This window comes from Actinoplanes aureus, assembly GCF_015704865.1.
Lineage (GTDB): Bacteria > Actinomycetota > Actinomycetes > Mycobacteriales > Micromonosporaceae > Actinoplanes > Actinoplanes aureus.
In genome coordinates, this window is the sequence record NZ_JADQTO010000009.1 from 261,299 (window position 1) to 281,408 (window position 20,110).

16 protein-coding genes are annotated in these 20,110 nt (G+C 73.9%); 10 read left to right on the forward strand and 6 right to left on the reverse strand.

The annotated features are described in order from the left end of the window. The first annotated feature begins 85 nt into the window (after window positions 1-85). Window positions 86-793 (forward strand): GTP pyrophosphokinase, encoded by a 708-nt coding sequence (locus I4J89_RS21095; protein WP_309238401.1) that lies wholly within the window; start codon window positions 86-88, stop codon window positions 791-793. Between the two features lie 43 nt (window positions 794-836). Here the strand turns inward: I4J89_RS21095 and I4J89_RS21100 are convergent, their stop codons facing one another. Next, window positions 837-2,429, reverse strand: a complete 1,593-nt coding sequence (locus I4J89_RS21100; RefSeq protein WP_196415717.1) for a lysyl oxidase family protein — start codon at window positions 2,427-2,429, stop codon at window positions 837-839. Between the two features lie 179 nt (window positions 2,430-2,608). Here I4J89_RS21100 and I4J89_RS21105 point away from each other — a divergent pair, with 179 nt between their 5' ends. From I4J89_RS21105 to I4J89_RS21135, 7 genes are all read left to right on the forward strand, one after another. Further along, on the forward strand, window positions 2,609-3,880 hold the full coding sequence (locus tag I4J89_RS21105) for a tetratricopeptide repeat protein (RefSeq protein ID WP_196415718.1): 1,272 nt from the start codon (window positions 2,609-2,611) through the stop codon (window positions 3,878-3,880). Continuing rightward, on the forward strand, window positions 3,877-5,550 hold the full coding sequence (locus I4J89_RS21110; protein ID WP_196415719.1) for a nickel/cobalt transporter: 1,674 nt from the start codon (window positions 3,877-3,879) through the stop codon (window positions 5,548-5,550). Before I4J89_RS21105 ends, I4J89_RS21110 begins: the two co-directional genes overlap by 4 nt. Before the next feature lie 172 nt (window positions 5,551-5,722). Beyond that, window positions 5,723-6,553, forward strand: a complete 831-nt coding sequence (locus I4J89_RS21115) for a patatin-like phospholipase family protein (RefSeq protein ID WP_196415720.1) — start codon at window positions 5,723-5,725, stop codon at window positions 6,551-6,553. Between the two features lie 164 nt (window positions 6,554-6,717). Further along, window positions 6,718-7,596, forward strand: coding sequence for an ABC transporter ATP-binding protein (locus I4J89_RS21120; protein WP_196415721.1), 879 nt, complete (start codon window positions 6,718-6,720; stop codon window positions 7,594-7,596). After that, window positions 7,593-8,258, forward strand: a complete 666-nt coding sequence (locus tag I4J89_RS21125; RefSeq protein ID WP_196415722.1) for an ABC transporter ATP-binding protein — start codon at window positions 7,593-7,595, stop codon at window positions 8,256-8,258. The genes I4J89_RS21120 and I4J89_RS21125 overlap by 4 nt, the downstream gene beginning before the upstream one ends. Next, window positions 8,252-11,344, forward strand: a complete 3,093-nt coding sequence (locus I4J89_RS21130; protein ID WP_196415723.1) for an ABC transporter permease — start codon at window positions 8,252-8,254, stop codon at window positions 11,342-11,344. Before I4J89_RS21125 ends, I4J89_RS21130 begins: the two co-directional genes overlap by 7 nt. Next, window positions 11,341-14,019, forward strand: coding sequence for an FtsX-like permease family protein (locus I4J89_RS21135; protein WP_196415724.1), 2,679 nt, complete (start codon window positions 11,341-11,343; stop codon window positions 14,017-14,019). The genes I4J89_RS21130 and I4J89_RS21135 overlap by 4 nt, the downstream gene beginning before the upstream one ends. Window positions 14,020-14,127: 108 nt before the next feature. Here I4J89_RS21135 and I4J89_RS21140 read toward each other — a convergent pair whose 3' ends face one another. Beyond that, window positions 14,128-15,231 (reverse strand): FAD-dependent monooxygenase, encoded by a 1,104-nt coding sequence (locus tag I4J89_RS21140; protein ID WP_196415725.1) that lies wholly within the window; start codon window positions 15,229-15,231, stop codon window positions 14,128-14,130. A gap of 122 nt (window positions 15,232-15,353) precedes the next feature. Here I4J89_RS21140 and I4J89_RS21145 point away from each other — a divergent pair, with 122 nt between their 5' ends. Next, window positions 15,354-16,286, forward strand: a complete 933-nt coding sequence (locus tag I4J89_RS21145) for a TetR/AcrR family transcriptional regulator C-terminal domain-containing protein (protein WP_196415726.1) — start codon at window positions 15,354-15,356, stop codon at window positions 16,284-16,286. 1 nt (window position 16,287) lies between these two features. On the opposite strand, the gene I4J89_RS21150 is transcribed toward I4J89_RS21145, so the two are convergent. Together I4J89_RS21150 and I4J89_RS21155 are read right to left on the reverse strand one after the other, a co-directional pair. Further along, window positions 16,288-17,157, reverse strand: coding sequence for an AraC family transcriptional regulator (locus I4J89_RS21150; RefSeq protein WP_196415727.1), 870 nt, complete (start codon window positions 17,155-17,157; stop codon window positions 16,288-16,290). Between the two features lie 71 nt (window positions 17,158-17,228). Then, window positions 17,229-17,795, reverse strand: a complete 567-nt coding sequence (locus tag I4J89_RS21155) for a TetR/AcrR family transcriptional regulator (protein WP_196415728.1) — start codon at window positions 17,793-17,795, stop codon at window positions 17,229-17,231. 78 nt (window positions 17,796-17,873) lie between these two features. On the opposite strand from I4J89_RS21155, the gene I4J89_RS21160 reads away from it, so the two are divergent. Beyond that, window positions 17,874-18,857: an alpha/beta hydrolase gene (locus tag I4J89_RS21160; protein WP_196415729.1), complete on the forward strand. Its 984-nt coding sequence runs from the start codon at window positions 17,874-17,876 to the stop codon at window positions 18,855-18,857. Here I4J89_RS21160 and I4J89_RS21165 read toward each other — a convergent pair. Next, on the reverse strand, window positions 18,847-19,248 hold the full coding sequence (locus I4J89_RS21165) for a RidA family protein (RefSeq protein ID WP_196415730.1): 402 nt from the start codon (window positions 19,246-19,248) through the stop codon (window positions 18,847-18,849). The genes I4J89_RS21160 and I4J89_RS21165 overlap by 11 nt on opposite strands. Beyond that, window positions 19,245-20,084, reverse strand: coding sequence for an NAD(P)-dependent oxidoreductase (locus tag I4J89_RS51265; protein ID WP_196415731.1), 840 nt, complete (start codon window positions 20,082-20,084; stop codon window positions 19,245-19,247). Before I4J89_RS51265 ends, I4J89_RS21165 begins: the two co-directional genes overlap by 4 nt. Window positions 20,085-20,110 lie beyond the last annotated feature (26 nt).

Below are 20,110 nucleotides of genomic sequence, written 5' to 3' on the forward strand. Positions count from 1 at the left end.
GGAACGGCGTAGCTGGGTTTGGGGACGGTGCTGACCCGTACCGTGGAAAATAGCCTGTGCCGGAAGATCCTGGAGTTGACGGACCGTGACCACCGACCAGCCGGAACCGGGCTTGCCGGGCGGTGATCTACAGGTCGCCCGGCGGCAGCCGGGCGGCGTGAATCACTACCCTGAGCTGCTGCATCAGCTGATTTCTGACCTGAACGAGTTCATGATGGTCTACAAGTTCGGACTCGCGGAGATCAATACCAAGATCACGATTCTGGCCGAGGAGCTCACCCTCCGTGGCCGGGGAAATCCGATCGAGCATGTCCGGCCGCGGTTGAAGACGCCGGCCAGCCTGACCGCGAAAGCGCGGCGGCTGGGGTGCCCGCTCACCTACGACGGCCTGCGGGCCCGGATCAAGGACATCGCCGGGATCCGGATCGTGTGCAGCTTCGTCTCGGACGTCTACACGGTGGCCGACATGCTGACCCGGCAGCCGGACGTCCACCTGGTGCAGACCAAGGACTACATCGCGAGCCCGAAGGCGAACGGCTACCGCAGTCTGCACCTGATCGTGGAGATCCCGGTCTTCATGTCGGACCGGGTGGTCGCGGTGCCGGTGGAGGTGCAGCTGCGCACCGTGGCGATGGACTTCTGGGCCAGCCTGGAGCACAAGATCTACTACAAGCACGACCCGGAGGTGCCCGCCGAGCTGCGGGCCGAGCTGGTCGAGGCGGCCGAGGACGCGGCCCGGCTGGATCAGCGGATGGAGCGCCTGCACCAGCAGATCCACGGGCCACGCCGCTGACGGGCCGTCCCGGTGCCCCCGAGGCACCGGGACGGCCCCGGGGTCAGCCGTCGATGCCGTGCACCGGCGGGACGGTCAGGGTACGAGCCTCCGGCGTGCCGCCGAGGACGATCTGCCGCAGCGCCGAGTTGTTCTTCGTGTCCAGCTCGGCGAGCCGGTTGTCCGGGTTCGCCAGCACCTGGATGTAGTAGGTGCCGTTCGGCAGGTCGGTGATCTCGAAGGACTGGCCGGGCAGGTACTGGCCGTAGGTGTCGCCGTTGCCGATGTCCAGCACCTCACGCACCGCGACCACGGTGTCGGCGCCGCACGAGGTGGACAGGTCGGTGTTCTCCGGGCGCCACTTCGCACCGGTGATCGTGTAGTCCACGGCGTCCGTGTTCGCCAGGCAGAACGCCTCCTTGCCGCTGCGCACGGCCAGCTTCTGGTCGGCCGCGAGCAGGTTGTACTGGGCGAAGTCGGTGAAGTGCCAGTGCATGTGGCCCTCGCGGGCGTCCCACTCCATGGTGCCGGCCGCCTTGGAGCCGACCTGGTTGCCCTTGGCGTCGAAGAAGTACTGGTAGGCGTCCATCAGATCAGTGCCGGTGCGGCGGAACCCGTCGACCAGCAGGGGTGAGGTGCCGGCGTTCCAGACCGTGGCGGCGAAGTTCACGTACCACTTGCCGTCGATCTCCTCGAGCTCGATACCCCAGGCCGGCAGCGACTTCAGGTCCGGCTTCGGGCCGCCCTTGGGCGCGGCCTTCAGCGTCGCCGGCCGCTTCGCCGGGGCCCGGAACTCCGGCAGGTACGACGACACCTGCCGCGCCGCGTCACCCTCCGCCGCGTGCGCGGCGTGCTCGTCCTCGGCCGCCGGCGCCGCGAGCGGCTCGGCTGCCGCGTCCGCCTTCATCGCCCGGGCCAGGCCGGCCTCGTCCTCGCGCTGCTCGACCACGGTCACCCCGACGCGGGCGGTGCCCTGGTCCGCCGGGATGCCGAACAGTTCCCGGTAGCGCGGGTTCACCTTGACGGTGGCGTTGTACTTGCCCGGCGCCAGGTCGAACGGCTTGTCCTCGCGGTACGACGGCTGGTCGGCGACGTCCGAGCTCCACCCCGCCTGCACACCCCACACCGAGCCGAGCGTGAACGGGTTCTCTCCGCCGCAGGAGGTCGGGTACGGGTTGGTCGCCGGAGCGTCCGGCCGCGTCCGCCCCGAGTCCCAGCCGTTGCCGCAGAACGGCGTCGTGTACTCGGTGACCGGCTTGCCCGCCTCGTCGGTGATCGTGACCGTGGTGAAGTCCTGGAGACCGGTGAAGTCGGTGACCGTACCGGCCGGCAGCGCCACCCGCTTCTTCTTGCCCTTCTCGGTGACGATCCGCTCGGCCACGATCGGCTTGTCGTAGCCGGCCCGCCGCACCTGGATCTCGAACGCGTCCTTGCCCGCGACCACGTGCAACCCGAGGTCCATCGAGAAATACACGTCGTCGCCGGAGACGTACCGGTAGGCGGTGACCGCCGAGGTGGCGGACACGAAGGAGAGCGGTGGCGGTGCGGCTGCCGCCTGCGCCACGCCGACTCCGGCGGCGGTCAGCGCGAGCGCGGCCGCCGCGGCGCCGGCCGTCAGCAGGCGGGTACGGCGACGATGCTTCGTCGGGTCAGTCATGAGGTCCTTCCCGTCGGGCGGCCGTCGGTGAGGCGGCCGCTTGCCGGAGACATCCAATGCGGACAGCTGTGTGACTGCTGTGAAGCGGAGGGGCGTTGGCACGAACCCGGGAGTGATCCATCCCATCCGCCGGAGCACCGGTCGCGAATCCCTGGCACCACCACGAGGGAAGGGGCACCATGCGTCACGTCGCCAAACTGCTGGCCTTCGCCGTGCTCGGCGTCGGGCTGATCGTCGTGGCCGGGGTGGTGCTCTCCCCACGCGACGACGGCCGGTCCGGCGCGGCGCCGGCGATGGCCCGGGAGACCGATCCGATCGCCGCGGCGCAGAGCCGGCTCCAGCGCCTGCCGCGCGACTGGACCACATGGGCCGAGCTGGGCATGGCGTACGTGCAGCGGGCGCGCGTCACCGGCGACCCGGCGGACTATCCGCGGGCGCAGCAGGCCCTGGAACGGTCCCTGGAGGTCCGGCCCGAGCAGAACGCGGCCGCGCTCACCGGGCTGGGCGCGCTCGCGGCGGCCCGCCACGACTTCCCGCTGGCGCTGCGGCACGGGCAGGCGGCGGTCGCGGTGGACCCGTACCGGGCAGCGGCGCTGGGCGTGGTCGCCGACGCGCTGACCGAACTGGGCCGCTACCCGGAGGCGTTCGACACCGTCCAGCGGATGGTGGACCTGCGGCCGGACACCGCCTCGTACGCCCGCGCCTCCTACACCTGGGAGCTGCGCGGTGATCTGCCCCGGGCGAACGACGCCATGCTGCGGGCGCTGGAGGCCGCGGCGAACCCGCAGGACGCCGTGTTCGCGCGGTACCACCTGGGGGAGCTCGCGTACGCGGCGGGCGACCTGGAGACCGCGGCGACGCACTTCGCGGAGGGTTCGCGTTTCGACCCCCGGTATCCGCCGCTGCGGGCCGGTCAGGCCCGGGTGCGGGCGGCGCGCGGGGACACCGCGACGGCCGTCGCCGAATTCCAGGCGATCGTGGCGTCGGTGCCGAATCCCTCGTACGCCGCCGAGCTCGGTGACCTGCTGGTCGCCACCGGGCAGGAAGCGGCCGGGGCCCGGCAGTACGCCCTCGCCCGGGCCGGGTGGACCGGATCGGCGGAGCCGGAGAGCGTGCTGTTCGCCGCCGACCAGCGGGATCCCGGCGCCGTGGAACAGGCCCGCAAGCTGTACGCCCGGCAGCCGGGCTATGCCGCGGCCGACGCCCTCGCGTGGGCGCTGCGGTCCGCGGGGCAGCCGGCCGCGGCGCTGGTCAAGGCGGATGAGGCGCTCCGGCTGGGTACCCGCAGCGCGATGCTGCACTACCACCGCGGCATGATCCTCGCCGACCTCGGCCGGGACGCCGCCGCGCGGGACGCGCTGAACACGGCGTTGCGCCTGAACCCGCACTTCTCGATCCGGCACGCCGCTACCGCGCGCGCCACCCTCGCCTCGCTCGGTGGTGCCCGATGAGGCCGCGCGTCCTGGCCTGGGCCGGCGTCGCCGCCGCGGCGATCGCCGGGATCCTCACCAGCGTTGCGCCGGCCGCGGCCGCCGGGCCGCCGATCGCCCATCCGCTCGGCCGGTTCACCGTCAATCAGTACGCCGGGCTGCGCGTCGCGCCGGACGCGGTACACGTCGACTACGTCGTGGATCTCGCTGAGCTGCCGGCCTTCCAGGCCCGCAGCGAGCAGGTGGACACCGACGGCGACGGCGCCGTCTCGGCCGCGGAGAATGCACGGTACGCGGAAACGACCTGCACCGCGTCCGCCGGTCTGCTGCGGCTCACCGTGGCGGACCGGGCGGCTCCGCTCGCGGTCGACCGGTCGGCGGTGACCTTCCCGGCCGGTGAGGGCGGCCTCGACACGCTGCGCCTGGAGTGCACGCTGCGGGCCGGCGTGACGGTGTCCGACTCGGCGACCGTGACGTTCCGCAACGACGCGTACGCCGATCGGGTCGGGTGGCGGGAGATCACCGCCACCGGTGATCGGATGGCTCTGACCAGTAGTGACGTGCCGGATGAGAGTGTCAGTGGGCGGCTTGGGGCGTACCCCGAAGATCCTTTGGCCGAGCCCCTCGACGTCCGCTCGGCCACGCTGGTGGCGCGGCCGTCCGCGGACGCCGTGCCCGCGGCGGACACCGTCCTGGCCGCGCCGCGGCAGGCGGCCGACCGGCTGACGGCCGCGTTCACCGGGGTGGTCGAGCGGCAGCGGTTGACGATCGGAATCGGTCTGCTCGGGATCGTCCTTGCCATGGTGCTCGGGGCCGCGCACGCCCTCGCGCCGGGCCATGGGAAGACGGTGATGGCGGCTGTTCTGATCGGCGAGCGGGGCACCTGGCGGCAGGCCGCGGTGATCGCGGGCAGCGTGACTGTCACCCACACTGCCGGGGTGTTGGTGCTGGGGGCGGCGCTCGCGACGTCGCTCACGTTTGCGCCGCAGCGGCTTTATGGAGGGTTGGCGGCGGTTAGTGGGGTGCTGTTGGCGGTGGTCGGGGTGGGTTTGATGCGGCGGGCTCTGTACGCGCGCAAGCACAACCAAGGCCATAGCCACGGGCATGGGCATGGGCATGGCCGACACCAGCACGGCCACCAGCAAGGACACCAGCACGGCCGCCAGCAAGAGCACGAGCACGACCACCAGCAAGAGCACGAGCACGACCACCAGCAAGAGCACGAGCACGGCCACCGGCAAGAGCACGAGCACGGCCACCAGCAAGGACACCAGCACGGCCGCCAGCAAGAGCAGGAGCACGGCCACGAGCAAGGGCAGGAGCACGGGCACGAGCACGCTCACCAGCACGGGCACGGGCATCACGGGCCAGTCCGTCTGCGCAGCCTTTTGACCCTGGGCTTCGCCGGTGGGCTGCTGCCCAGCCCGTCGGCCGTGGTGGTGCTGCTCGGCGCGGTCGCGCTGGGCCGGCCCTGGTATGGGGTGCTGCTCGTGGTCGCCTACGGCGCCGGCATGGCGGGAGCGCTGATCAGCATCGGTCTCGCTCTCGGCCGGTTCGGTCCCGCGATCAGCCGGCGCCTCCCCCAGCGGTTCACCCGGTGGCGGCCGGCCCTGCCGGTCCTCACGTCGGGGGTCATCGTGCTGGTCGGGCTCAGCCTCACCGCCCAGGCCGTCCTCACCCAGGCCTCCTGACGCTGAGGCCGGGCCGTCGCCTCAGGCGTTGTCCCCGCGCAGCCCTCGGGACACCGCTGCGAGCCCGGAGATTCGCACCGCGCCCGCGGCGAAGCGCAGGCTTTCGGTGTCCGCGCCCCAGGGCAAGGTGCGCCTCTGGCTTGGCGCGCGCCGCCTTGTTACCGTCCGGTACGTGACGAAGGCTCTCGTTCTTGGTGGCGGCGGTGTCACCGGCATCGCGTGGGAATTGGGTGTGCTCTGCGGGCTGCAGCGGGCTGGTGTCCCGCTCGGCGACGCCGACCTGGTCATCGGCACGTCGGCCGGTTCGGTGGTGGGTACCGTGCTGACCGCGGGCATCGACCTGGAGATCGCGGTGGCCATGCAAACGGCGAGCACATCCGACGGCTCTGGCTCCGGCGGCGGGGGCGCCGGCCGGGTACTTACGGCACTCGCTGTGCTCGCGGATCCGTCGGTGCCGGTGATGGAGGCGCGGATGCGGGTGGGCGCCTTCGCGCTGTCCGCGCCGACCCGCGACGAGCAGTCCTACGTCGCGGGCATCGCGTCCCTGCTGCCGATCCGGGACTGGCCGGCCCGCGAACTGCGGATCACCGCCATGGACACCGCCGACGGGCGTGACGTCGTGTTCGACGCCGCGTCGGGTGTGCCCCTCCAACTCGCCGTCGCCGCCAGTTGCGCCGTACCCGGTCTGATGCCGCCGGTCACGATCGACGGCCGCCGCTACATGGACGGCGGGATCCGGCTCGGTGCCGGCGCCGACCTCGCCGAGGGCGCCGACCAGCTCGTGGTGATCGCCCCGATGGCCGCGCTGGACCCGGCCCGCATCGAAGCCGAGATGGCGTCGACCGGTGCCGGCAAGACGCTGCTCATCGCGCCGGACGAGGCGGCCATGACGGCGATGGGCCAGAACTTCATGGATCCGGCCCGCCGCGCGCCGACCGCGCAGGCCGGGCTCGTCCAGGGCCAGGCGCTCGCCGAAGCGGTCCGGGCGGTCTGGCCCGGCTGACCGCGAACGCGGCCCCGTCGCCGCCGGTCCGCCCGTGGGAGACGGCCGGCGGCCGCCTCGTCGTGGTCGACGCCTGACCGGCCGGCATCGGCCCATCGCTGATTGACTGCGCAGAGGCGAGGAGATAGAAAGGCGGGCGATCCAAGATCAGCCCGAGGAGGCCCATGGCGCAGCAGCTGATCGTCTGCGAGAGCCTGGTGCGGATCTATCAGACCGGCTCGATCGAGGTACAGGCGCTGCAGGGCCTCGATCTGATGGTGGACAGCGGCGAGATGGTCGCCGTGGTGGGTGCGTCCGGGTCGGGCAAGTCGACGCTGTTGTCCATCCTCGCCGGGATCGACGCTCCCACCGCCGGGCGGGCGCGGGTCGGCGAGTGGGATCTGCTGGCCATGTCGCGTACGGATCGGGTGCGTTACCGGCGGCAGACCGTCGGGTTCGTCCGGCAGCAGACCGCGAGCAACCTGGTGCCGTACCTGACGGCCCGGCAGGTGGTGGATCTGCCGATGGCGGCGGCCGGGGTCAAGGCCCGGGCCCGGCAGGCCCGGGGCGGCGAGTTGCTGGCGGCGCTCGGGGTCGCGGATTGCGCGGACCGGCGCCCGGCGCAGATGTCCGGCGGGCAGCAGCAGCGGGTGGCGATCGCGGTGGCCCTGGCCAATCAGCCGCGGGTGCTGCTGGCCGACGAGCCGACCGGTGAGCTGGACACCGCCACCTCGGCGCAGGTGTTCGAGGCGTTGCGGCAGGTGAATCGGGAGTTCGGGGTGACGGTCGTGGTGGTCACCCACGATCCGCAGGTCAGTGGCCAGGTGGCCCGGACGGTCGCGATCCGGGACGGGCGGACCAGCAGTGAGGTGCTGCGGCGTACCGCGACCGCCGAGAACGGTGACACCCACGTGATCGCGGAGGAGTACGCGGTGATGGACCGGGCCGGGCGAGTACAGATTCCCCGGGAGTACCGGGAGGCTCTCGCCCTGACCAGGCGGGTACGGCTGGCCCTGGAGCCCGACCACGTGACGATCCGCCCGGACATCGAGGCTCAGTCGTGATCCTTCGCGTAGACCGGGTCAACCGCAGCTTCGGCGCCGTGCACGCGTTGCGTGACGTGTCGTTCGAGGTGGCCGCGGGGACCATGGTGGCGCTGGTCGGGCGCTCCGGGTCGGGCAAGACCACGCTGCTCAACGTCATCGGCGGGCTGGACCGGCCGGACTCGGGGACCGTGGTGGTCGACGGCACCGAGGTCACCGCCCTCGACGAGGACGGGCTGTCGCTGCTGCGGCGCGAGAAGGTCTCGTACGTGTTCCAGACCTTCGGCCTGATCCCGGTGCTGTCGGCCGCGGAGAACGTCGGCGCCCCGCTGCGGCTGGCCCGGACCCCGGCGGCCGAACGGGAACGCCGGGTCGCATTGCTGCTGGACCTGGTCGGCCTGGCCGAGCACGCCCGGCAGCGTCCGGGTGAGCTGTCCGGCGGGCAGCAGCAACGGGTGGCGATCGCCCGCGCTCTGGCCGCCTCCCCACGACTACTGATCGCCGACGAGCCGACCGGGCAACTGGACGCGGAGACCGGCCGATCGGTGATGGCACTGCTGCGCGGGGTGGTGGAGTCGGAGGGAGTCACCGCACTGGTGTCCACGCACGACCCGGTGATGATGGCCCTCGCCGACCGGGTGATCCGGATCGGTGACGGGCGGATCGACGACCAGCCGTGCTGAGGCTTCTGGCGGGCCGGGCGCGGGCGCAGTGGCAGTTGCTGGCCTCGCTGCTGGCGGTGGTCACGGTGGGCGCCACGCTGCTGGGGGTCTGTGCGCTGCTGGTGACGCGTACGGCCGGGCAGGCGCTCGAGGTGGCGGCAGCCCGGGCCGCGCCGGAGGATGTCGAGGTCACCGCGTACACGGTGACGATGAGCGGCCGGGACGCCCGGTCGGTGGCCGGTGACACCCGGGAGCTGCTGACCTCGACGCTGGCGCCGTTCCGGTCCACCACCGCCGCACGGGCGTCGTCGGTGATGCGGTCGCTGGGACCCGGCGAAGTGGGCTACCTGTCCGGGGTCGAGGATCTGCCGGAGCGGGCCTCGCTCACGGCCGGCCGCTGGCCGCGGGCACCCGGCGAAGCGGTCGTCCTGGAACCCACCGCCCGGCTGCTCGGCCTCACCCCGGACGACCGGGTGCGGCTCGGCCCGGAGAAGGCACGCGACCCCGCACCGGGGATGGACGTGACCGTGGTCGGTGTCGTCCGCCCACGCCCGGGCACCGGCTGGGACCGCGACCCCCTGGCCGGCGCCGGGTACGACCTGGCCTACCGGGACGGCGGCGCGCTGCAGCCGTCCCGGGCGTTCGGGCCGTTCCTGCTCGACCTCGGCGATCTGCTCGGCAGCGGCTCGGCGATCAGTCGCCTGGAGATCACCGCCCGGCCCGACCTGTCCGCCCCGGCCCGCCGCGACCTGGCAACGGTCACCGAGGCGGTGCTCGGCGCCGATCGGCGGCTGGCGCGGATCCTCGGCGACCGGGTGCAGATCGAGCGGATCGCCTCCCGGCTGCCGTCGGAGTTGCTGGCCGCGCGGGAGCAGCAGCAGGTGGTCAACGGGGCCGTGCTCGCGATCGCCGTGCTGGGCGTCGTGCTGACCGCGACCGCGCTGGCGCTTGCCGGCCGGCTGACCGCGGGCGTACGCGCGGACGAGACCGCCCTGCTGTCGGCGATGGGTACCGGCCGGGGACGGCTGGCGCTCAACGCGATCGCCGAGGCCGGTGTGCTCGCCCTGCTGGCGGCGGCGCTCGCGATCCCGGGCTCGGCGGTGCTGCACGCCGGGCTCAGCCAGGTGCCGCCGCTGGCCGGGGCGGGCCTGGCCACCGCGCCGGGCGTCACCGGCGGCCAGGTCGTCGCCGTCGTTCTCGGCGCGTTCGCGCTGGCGGTGCTGCTGGTGGTGCTCGCGGTACGACCCGCGCCGGCGACCGGCGAGCGCGGACGCCGGGAACTGCTGGCCCGCTCCGGCGCCGACCTGCTGCTCGTGGCGCTGGCCGCCGGTGGCTGGTGGCAGTTGCGGGCCCAGCCCGACGGGTCCGACCCCAGAGTCGACGCGGTACGCGTACTGGCGCCCGCCCTGCTGCTCACCGCTGGTGCCGCGGTCGCGTTGCGGCTGGTGCCGCCGGCGCTGGCGGCCGCCGAGCGGCTGGCCCGCCGGGCGAACGGGCTGTCCCTGCCGCTCGCGGTGGCCGAGGCCGCCCGCCGCCCGCAGGCCACCGCCGCCGGCCTGCTGATCACCCTGGCCTGCGCGGCCGGCACGTTCGGGGTGGCCTTCGACGCCACTTGGACGCGGTCCCAGCGTGACCAGGCCGACCTGTCGGTCGGCACCGACCTGGCGCTCACCCTCACCGCCGCCCCGGTGGCCGGCCAGGGCGCGGCGGTGAGTGCGGCCGTCGGCGGCACGGTACGGCCGGCCACCGACCGCGGTGTCTCGGTCGGGCAGTGGCTGGGCGGTAGCGGGGACGCCCCGCGACTGGTGGCGACCGACCTGACCGGCGCCGGGGAGCTGTTGCGCGGGCGGGGCGTGACCGGCGACGGGCTGGCCCCGGCGGAGCGGGCCGGGGGCATCGGTGTCCCGGCCGGAGCCGGATTCGTCGTGACCGGCAAAGCGGCCGAGGCCCTCACGGTCACCCCGCGTCTGCTCCTCGAGGACGCCACCGGTCTGCGAACCGCCTGCACCGGTACGCCGGTGCCGCTCGACGGCCGGGCCCACCGGCTACCGGGGTGCGCCCCCACCGACGGCCTGCGCCTGGTCGCGGTGTCGCTGCCGGTGACCGGCGACGCGATCAGCCCGGACCGTACGGACCGAACCGAGGTCGCCGTCACCCTCACCGTCCCGGGTACCGGTACCGGCACGTGGACCGCCACCTCGGTCGAGCCGAATGCCGAGCAGCTCGGCGACCCCGCCGTCACCGCTACCGGAAACGGCCTGCGCATGACCGCGACGGTCGGGCTCGGCGGCCCGCCGGACGCCGCCCGCGAGCTGGTCGCGACCGCGTTCGCCGATCCCGGCCCGGTGCCGGTGGCCGTGTCGCAGCGGTTCGCCGGCCAGCTCGACGCCCGCCCCGGCGACCGGTTCGACGTCGCCGTCGGCACCACGCCGCTCACCATCCAGATCGCCGGCGTGGTGCCGGCGATCCCGTCCGCGCCCGGGGCGGCCGCGATCCTCGCCGACCTGGACACGCTGTCGCGGGCCCTGGTGGTCCGGGGCGATCTGGAGTTCCCGGTGGACGCCTGGTGGGCCGGGCGGCCCGGGCACGCCGACGCCGCCGAGCGGGCGGCCGGTCTGCATCTGGGTCCGGTGACCACCCGCGACGGCGAGATCGAGCGGCTCAGTTCCGGACCGGTGCCGGCCGGGCTGCCGGCCGTGCTGCGGCTGCTGGTGCCGGCGGCGGCCCTGCTGCTGCTCGCCGGCATCGTCCTGCACGTGACCAGCGACCTTCGGATACGTGCCCTCGAGGTGGCCCGGCTGCGCGGTCTCGGGATGACCCGGCGTGAGGTCCGCCGCACGCTGCTGGGCCAGCACGCGGTAGTCCTGCTGCCGATGTTCGTGGTGGGTGCGGCGGTCGGTGCGATCGGCACCCGCCTGGTGGCGCCGCTGCTGGTCCGCTCGGACACGGGCGCCGCTCCCGTGCCGGCCGTGGTACCGCTGTGGCCGTGGGCCGCCGAGGCCGCCCTGCTCGCGTTGCTGCTGGCGGTGTGCACGCTCGCGGTGACCGTCGTGGTGGTGGTGCAGTCCCGGCGTGCCGACGCCGCGCACCTGCGGGTGACGTCGTGAGGCGACCGCCGGTGCCGCACTGGGCCAGCGTGCGGGGCCGGGCCCGCGCCGACGCCGGCCCGCTGCTGCTGGTCGCCGGCGTGGTCGCGGTGATCAGCCTGCTCGCCGGTGCGGTGCCGGGCCTGCTGCGCGACACCGCCGACCGGGCGGTTCAGGAGGCCGTCCGGCAGGCCGGCGACCGGGCGGACGTCACGGTGAGCGCCCACTGGGAGCCGGACGACGGGCCGGGCGGCCGGTACCGCATGCCCCGCCTCGCCGAGGACCTGGACGCGCTGCGGGACCGGGCCTTCGACGAGCTGGGCAGCGGGCTGCGGCCGGTGCTGCGGCCGCCGGTCACCTCCGCGCTCAGCACCCCGTTGAACTTCACCGACGGCAGCGTGCTGCGGACGTTCCGGCTGGCGTACCTGTCGAACGGCGCCGGACCGGCGGTGGTCTGGACGGCCGGCAGCGCGCCCGGGCCCGCGGTGCCGGACGCCGGCGGCGACGTCCTGGCCCCCTACTCCGGGCCGCCGTGGGTCGTCCAGGCCGGGGTCTCGGAGGCCGTGGCGCGGGCCCTCGGGGTGCGACCCGGCGACCGGCTTCAGCTGGCCGACGGCAACCGCAACGTCAAGGACGTACGGGTCAGCGGCGTCTACCGTCCGGTCGACCGCACCGATCCGGCCTGGCGGATCGCGCCCTGGCTGCTGGATCCGGTGCCCGGCGCGGACGGGGCCGGCTCCACCCGCTTCGGCGGGCTGCTCTCCGCCGAGTCGCTGCCTGACGCCCGGCTCGCCCTGAACGCCGACCAGTTCCACCGCGCGGTCCTGTTCATGCCCGACCCTCCGGTGCTGACCTGGGAGTCGGCGCAGGCGATCGCCGGCACCGCGGTCGCGTTGAAGGCGGACTCGGGAGCCACCGGCGAACTCGACACGTCCTCGGTGTGGAACACCCAGCTCGACGCGGTGCTGCGGGAGGTGGGCGGCCAGATCGAGGCCGCGTCCGCGCAGGCGTCCGTGCTGCTGCTCGCGGTGCTGACGGCCGCCGTGCTGGTGCTGCTGCTCGCCGCCGACCTGCTGGCCCGCCGCCGTACCCCGGCACTGGCCCTGGCCCGGCAGCGCGGCACCGGCCTGCCGGCCCTCGCCGGGGAACTGCTGCTGGAGTCGGCGGCGGTGGCGCTGGCCGGGGGCGCGGCGGGAGTGCTGCTCGCGCGTACCCTCGTGCCGATCGTCTCCTGGCTCTGGGTGGCGCCCGTGGTGGTCGCCGCGGCCCTGGCCGCGCCGGCTTTCGGGCTGCTCGCCGCCGCGCGCGCCACGCGCGACCGGCGGGTGCCCGCCAACCGGTCCGCGCGCCGCTGGGCCCGGCACACCGGCCGGCTGCGCCGCGCCGCCGGCGAGGCCGCGGTTCTGGCCGCCGCGATCGCCGCCCTGGTCGCACTGCACCAGCGCAGCGTGCTGCACGGGCTCCCGGCGGCCGCCCCCACGCTCACCGCCCTCGCCGGCGCGCTGATCCTGCTGCGGTTGCTTCCGCCGGCTGCCGGCGTGGTGCTGCGGATCGCGCTGCGCTCGCGCCGGCCCCTGGCCGTTTTCGGCGCCGCCCGGGCGGCCACCACCGCCGGGCGGGCACTGCCGCTGCTGGCGCTGGTCACGGCTGCCGCGCTGGCCTCGTTCGCGCTCACCGTGGACGCCACGGTACGGGCGGGCCTGGCCGACGGCGCCTGGCGTACGGTCGGCGCCGACGCCCGCCTCGACGTCGCCCCGGACGCCGAGAGCTTCACCGCCGAGGTGGCCGGCCGTCTCGCCGCGGCGCCCGGTGTCCGGCACGCCGTCGCGGCCCGGGTCACCGGCGCCGAACGGATCGTCACCGACGAGACCACGGTCTCGCCCGTCCTGGTCGTCGTCGACTCCGCCGCGTTCCGGCGGCTCCTGCGGGACACCCCGCTGCCGGACGAACCGGCCCTGGACCGGCTCACCGCGCCCGGCACGGTCCCGGCGCTGGTCCGCTCCGCCGACGGCGCCCTGCGGCCCGGCATCGGCCTGGATCTGCTGCGCCAGGGCGCCCCCGCGGTGCGGCTCACCGCGGTCGGCACGGCGCCGGCGGTGAACAATCTGCCGGATCTGGTGATCGTGGACGCCGCCTCCGGGGTGCCGGCCGTACCGAACACCATCTGGCTGACCGGTCCCGGCGCGCCGGAGGCCGCCGCCACCGCCGGGGTGGAGGCGACGACCGTACTGCGCACCGAGGTGCTGCGCGCCCGCCGGGACGCGCCGCTGGTCGCCGGGCTGCTGGCGCTCGCGTGGGCCTCGGCCGCGACCCTGCTGGCGCTCGCGCTGCTCGGGCTGGCCCTCGGCGCGGCGGCGAGCGCCCCCGGACGCTGGCAGACGCTGACCCGCCTGCGCACCCTGGGCCTGCGCCCGGCGGAGGCGCGCCGGGTCGCGATGGGCGAGCTGCTGCCGGCCGTCGCGGTGGCCGCGGTCGGCGGGGCACTGCTCGGTGTGCTGCTCGCGCGCGTGACGTCCGGCCCGCTGATGTTGCGGCTGCTCACCTCGCAGAGCGGCGATCCGCGGGTGGTGCCGCCGTGGGGACCGCTCGCTGTGCTGGCCGGGGCGCTGCTGGTCGGGGTTGCCGTGGTGGTACCGGTCGAATCAGCGTTGCGGCGCCGCCGCCGGCTCGGCGAAGTGCTCCGCGCCGGCGAGTAGGAACCGGAGGCGTACGCGTTCTGCCGGCTCCTGCCCTGCCCGCGAGCCGGCAGCCACTCCGAGCCCCAGCGCGACCGCCGGGCCCCGGCAGGTGGTCGCGCCGGCGGGTCACCGGTCGAGGGAGATCGCCCGCTTGGCACGGTCGACCGACTCCTCCGAGGCCGGGCCGCCGGGGTTCTCGGTCGCGAGGGCCTGATTGGCCGCGACGAACGGGCGCATGCGCCGCTCGTACCCGGCGAAGCCGGCCACGTGGTCACCGCCGGCCGCGGCCAGTTCGGCCGCCAGCAGGTAGGCGCCGACCAGCGCCAGGCTGGTGCCCTGTCCGGACAGCGGCGAGGCGCAGTACCCGGCGTCGCCGAGCAGGGCCACCCTCCCGCGCGCCCACGAGTCCATCTTGATCTGGGCCATCGCGTCGAAGTAGAAGTCCGGTGCCTTCCACATGCCGTCCAGCAGGCGCGGCACCTCCCAGCGCATCCCGGCGAACCGCTCCGCCAGCAGCCGGCGCTGGGCGTCGAGGTCGCGGTAGTCGTAGGCGATCGGCCCGGCCGTGAAGCCCAGGTTCACCCGCAGCTCGGTGTTGTTCCGTGCCGGGTAGATGCCGCCGCCGAGCTCGCCGTCGCGGAACCACAGCTGCCAGTCCTCCAGCTCCAGGAAGTTGTCCATCGTGTAGACGGCCAGGTAGGTGCCGAGGTGGTGCAGGAACGCCGCCTCCGGTCCGAACGCCAGCCGCCGCACCGTCGAGTGCAGCCCGTCGGCGCCGATCACCAGGTCGAAGGTCTGCGGCGCGGCCCGCTCGAACGTCACCCGTACCCCGTGGTCGTCCTGCTCCAGGCCGGCGATCGAGTCGCCGAAGAGGAATTCGGCGTTCGTCCGCTCGTACAGCATGGCCGTGAGGTCCTCGCGCAGCACCTCGATGTCCTCGCCGTCCAGGCGACCGCTGCTGATCGCGTGCTCGGTGGAGCGCATCAGTTCGTTGCCGTCGCCGTCGAGCATGGACATGCCCCGCATCCGGGTGCGGACCTCGCGCAGCGGGCCGAGCAGGCCCATCCGGTCGACCACGTCCAGCGCAACCCCGCGGATGTCGATCGCCTGCCCGCCGGCTCGCGGCCCGGGAGCACGTTCCACGATGGTGGCCGAGAAGCCGTGGTGGTGCAGCCAGTAGGCCAGCGCCGGGCCGGCGACGCTCGCACCCGAGATCAGAACCTTCGTCATGACGCCTCCTTGTGTGTACGCTGTACGCAATTGAATGTACGGCGTACACCCTGCGCCGAGAAGCCTGCGAGCTGCATATCTGTCCTAGCACTACGCGATTCTGTACTAGGACAGGAAGGAGAATGGTGACCGCCGAGCCGCCCTACCAGCGCATCGTCGCCGAGCTTCGCCGGCGCATCACCGAGGGCGAGCTGCGCCCCGGTGACCGGGTTCCGTCGACACGTCAGATCGCCATCCGATGGGGTGTCGCGACGGCCACCGCGACCAAGGCGCTGAACACCCTGCGCCAGGAGGGACTGGTCCGCGCGGAACCACGGGCAGGCACGGTCGTCGCCGAACCCTCGCCCGCCGCGGGGCCGGTTCCGCCGACGAGCGCACCGGCCGGTGAGCTGACCCGTGAGCGGATCGTGCGGGTCGCGATCGAGATCGCCGACGCGGAGGGCCTGGAGGCGCTGTCGATGCGCGGGATCGCCGCCCGGCTCGGCGCCGCCACCATGTCGACCTACCGGCACGTGGCCGGCAAGGACGATCTCGTCCTGCTGATGGCCGACGCGGCGTTCGGCGAGCTACCACCCGCGACGGATCCGGCCCTGGGCTGGCGGGAGCGGGTGGAGCAGGCGGTGCGGACGCTGTGGACGCTGCACCGCCGGCATCCCTGGCTGTCTCAGCTGAACCCGCTCAACCGGCCGCTGCCGCTGCCCGGGCTGCTCGCACACGGCGAGCAGATCCTCGCCGCGCTGGAGGGGGCCGGCCTCGACGCGACCGCCACCCTCGACGTGGAGGTGCTGCTGTACAGCTACGTGCAGGGACTGGCCGCCAACATCGAGCGGGAGGCGCACGAGCAGGCCGCCACCGGCATGTCCGACGACGACTGGATGCGGCAGCAGGAACCCGCGATGGGCGCGATGGCGGCCACCGGCCACTATCCGGCGTTCGCCCGCCTGATGGCCGGCTTCACCACCGATGGGTACGACCTCGACCTCGACCGGATCTTCGAGCTGGGCCTGCGGCTCCTGCTGGACGGTTTCGCCCAGAGCCGCAGGCCCTCGTCGTGAGCTACGCCGGTTCGACCGGCATCCAGAGCTCGCAGGTGGCGGTGCTGAAGTCCGCCGCACGGTCCAGGATCGCGACGATCGACGGTCCCGGCCGCAGCCGCCACGGGTTGGACGGGAACCACTCGGTCGCCGTCGCGGCCCAGGCGTTCTGCAGGGTCTCCGGGTACGGCCCGGAGGTGCGGAACACCGCCCACCGGCCGGCCGGCAGCTCGATGGCGTCGAGGTCGTCGGGGACCGGCGTGTCCCGGCTGACGGCGACGCCGTGCAGGTAGGTCAGCTCGCTGCCCTCGGCGCTGTCCGGCTCCAGGTCGTCGGTGACCTGGAGCAGGCCGGCCGGTTCGGTGTCGCTGAGGCCTTTCAGCCGCTGGTGCTCCTCCAGCGGCAGGCCGGCGATGAACTGCTGGATGTGCGGGTTGACACCGCGGTAGATCAGCGGAACCCGGGTGGCGTGTCCGGCGAGGCGGAACGCGGGTCGTTCGGCGATGCGGGTGTCCATGGGGATGCTCCCTTCGACGGTCAGGCGGAACCTGATCTGTGGTTGTGACCGAAGGGGGCCTCCGTCGCGGCGTACCTCACCGGGTCCGGCGCCGTGCACGGCCCGGAACGCGCGCCCGAACGCCTCGGTCGAGCCGTACCCGTAGCGGACGGCGATGCCGAGCAGGTCGTCGTTACCGCGGACCACGTCAGCGGCCGCTACCGTCATGCGGCGCCGGCGTACGTACTCCGACAGCGGCATGCCGGCCAGCGACGAGAACATCCGGCGCAGGTGGTACTCGGTGGTGCCGAGCCGCCTGGCCAGTGCGGTGACGTCGAGCTCCTCGGTGAGGTGCTGCTCGACCGAGTCGACGAGCCGGTTGAGTGCCGAGATCATGAGGCCTCCCTTCACCACCAAGGCTGGCCGAAGCACCCCCGGCCGCACCCGATCGTCGCTGCCCGATCCGATCAGGTTCGGTCGAGGACACGCAGAACCATGTCGACCAGGGCGTCCACGTCATCGTCGATCATCGGCTCACCGGTCATGCCCATCCGGTGCAGCAGGCTGCCGACGACGACGTCGATGAAGAACAGCACCCGATGCTCCGGCTCACCCAGCGCCTCCTGCAGCGCGAGCCGGTAGGGATCCTGCAACTCGGTGGCGAGGATCCGGCGCAGGGCCGGGTCGCTGACGGCGTCGGTGAAGACCCCGGCGAACGCCGCGCCGATCCCGGGTTCGCCGATCTTCGCCGCCGCCCAGCGGATCGCGGACGCCAGGATCTCCTCCCGGGTGGCGCCGGTCAGCGGCGCCGGGCCGAAGGCGTCGACGAGGCAGGCGGTGATCAGTGCGCCCTTCGACGGCCAGCGCCGGTAGATCGTCGTCTTCGCGATCCCGGCGGCCGCGGCGATGCGGTCGACCGTGGCGCGCGCGTAGCCGAGCTCGTGGACGGTACGCAATGTCGCGGCGAAGACCACGTCGTCGACGCCGGAGCGCGGGCGGCCGGGTGGTCTGGTGGGCGTGGTCGCGCGGGCCATGGCCACAGGATACCGAGTTATGCTACTTCTAGTATCGATACTTCGAGTAGCGTAATACTGAGTGATCGAGGAGGAGAGATGACTGACGTGACCACCGCGCGGCGTCCGCCCGTGGGCATCCGGCTGCTGCACGCCCTGGCCCGAGACCCGGACTTGCTGGCCATGCCGTCCGAAGCCCTGGACGCGTACCGCGAGGCGGAGAACCGCCGGCGCTCCTCCCGGCTGATCCGCCTGTTCACCGGATTCCCGGACCGCGGGGCCACGATCGGCTGGCAGGAGGTGACCCTGCCGGACCGGGTCGTACGGGTCCGGGTGCACCGACCATCGCGTGGGCCGGTCAGCGGGTCGGGCCTGCCGCTCGTGCTCCACGTGCACGGCGGCGGTTTCGTCGGCACCGCACCGCAGAGCGACTGGATCAACAGCCGCCTCGCCGCACGGCTGCCGGCTGTGGTCGTCTCGGTCGAGCACCGGCTCCTGGCCGCCGGCACCTCGATGTCGGCGGCGGCCGACGACGGCTGGGACGTCCTGCACGAGGTGGTGCGGCATCCCGCGCCCTGGGGGATCGACCCGGCCCGGGTGGCGGTCTTCGGCGAGAGCGCCGGAGCGATGATCACCGCCCTGGCCGCGATCCGTGCCCGCGAGGCCGGGCTGAGGCTACGGGCGCAGGTGCTGGTGAATCCATGCGTCGACGTCACCGCGACCGCGTACGACTACGCCTCGATGCGGGAACACGCCGACAGCCCCATGATCAGCATGACGGTGCTGGAGCTGTTCCGCCGCCTGGCCGCACCGGACGGCACCGACGCACACGCCGTGTCACCGCTGTACGCCGCCGACCACAGCGGGCTCGCCCCCGCGCTGGTCGTGTTGCCGACCGTCGACCCCCTCGCCGACCAGGGACGGGCCTACGCCGGACGGCTCCGCGCGGCCGGCACACCCGTACAGGTCAGCGAACATCCCGGCGCGATCCACGCGTTCCTCAGCATGCCCGGCATGGTCCCGCAGGCCCGGGCCGCGCGCGCCGCGATCACCGGCTTCCTGCACGACAACCTCACCGGCTGACCGCGGTGACCTCCACCTCCAACACCAGGCCGGGCAGGAACAGGCCGCTGACCTGCACGGTGGTGCTGGCCGGAGGATCCGCCGGGAAGATCCGGCGACGCACCACCGCGTACGCCGGCAGGTCGCCCAGATCAAGCATGTAGGTGCGGATGTGCAGCACATCGCCGAACCCCGCGCCGTGTGCGGCGAGCAGCGCGCCGATGATCTCGAAGATCCGCTCGGCCTGGGCGCCCGCGTCGCCGGGCGCGACCACCGCGCCGGCATCGTCCACCGCGACCTGCCCGGCGAGAGTGAGCAGCGCGCCGCCGGGCACGTCCAGGCGGGCGACATGCGAAAACCGGTCGGCGTACGGGGCAGCGACGGTGGCCGGGTTATCGAGGGTCAGCTTCATGCCTTCTCCAGGTTGATGAGGGTCGCCAGGTCCGCCTGTTGATCCGGGGCCGCCGCCATCAGCCGCAGCGTGGCCTCGGCGACCGGGGCCACGCTCGGCGATCCCCCGGCCGCGGCCGCCCCCAGGGATCCCCGGGCCAGGCGCAGGTCCTTGGCGGCCAACGCGATCGGGAAGTCGGACGTGGTGCTGGTCGCCCGCCGCAGCGCACCGCCCAGCGGGCCGGCGGCGAGCAGATCCAGCACCGACGCCCGGTCCACGCCGAGCGCCGTGGCCACGGCCACGGTGTCGTGCAGAGCACCGAGCGCCGTCAGCATCGCGGTGTTCTGGAGCAGTTTCACGGCGCTCGCGGCACCGGCGGCGCCGCAGCGCTGGATCTCGCCGAGGTGGCGCAGCACCGGCTCAGCCCGCTCCACCGCCGCCGGCACACCACCGGCAAGGATGGTCAGGGAGCCGGCCGCCGCCCGGTCGACGCTGCCGCCGACCGGGGCGTCCACGAAGTACACGCCGGCCGGCAACCGCTCCGCGATCGCCACCGTCTCCCCCGGGCTGATCGTCGACATCTGCACCAGGACCGCGCCGGACCGCAGCGCTGCCGCCGCACTCGAGGTGAACAGCGCGGCCTCGACGGCGGGACCGTCGGCCAGCATCGTGATCACCACCTCGGCTCCAGCGACCGCCTGGGCCGGGCTCTCGGCCACCGCCGCCCCCGTGCCGGCGGCGGCCGTGCTCCGGGCGCGGTTGCGATTCCAGACCGTGACCCGGCGACCGGCGGCGCACAGGCGAGCAGCGAGCGCGCTCCCCATCCGGCCGGTGCCCAATACCGCGACGTCCGTCATGACATCGACGCTAGGCGGGCCGCAGC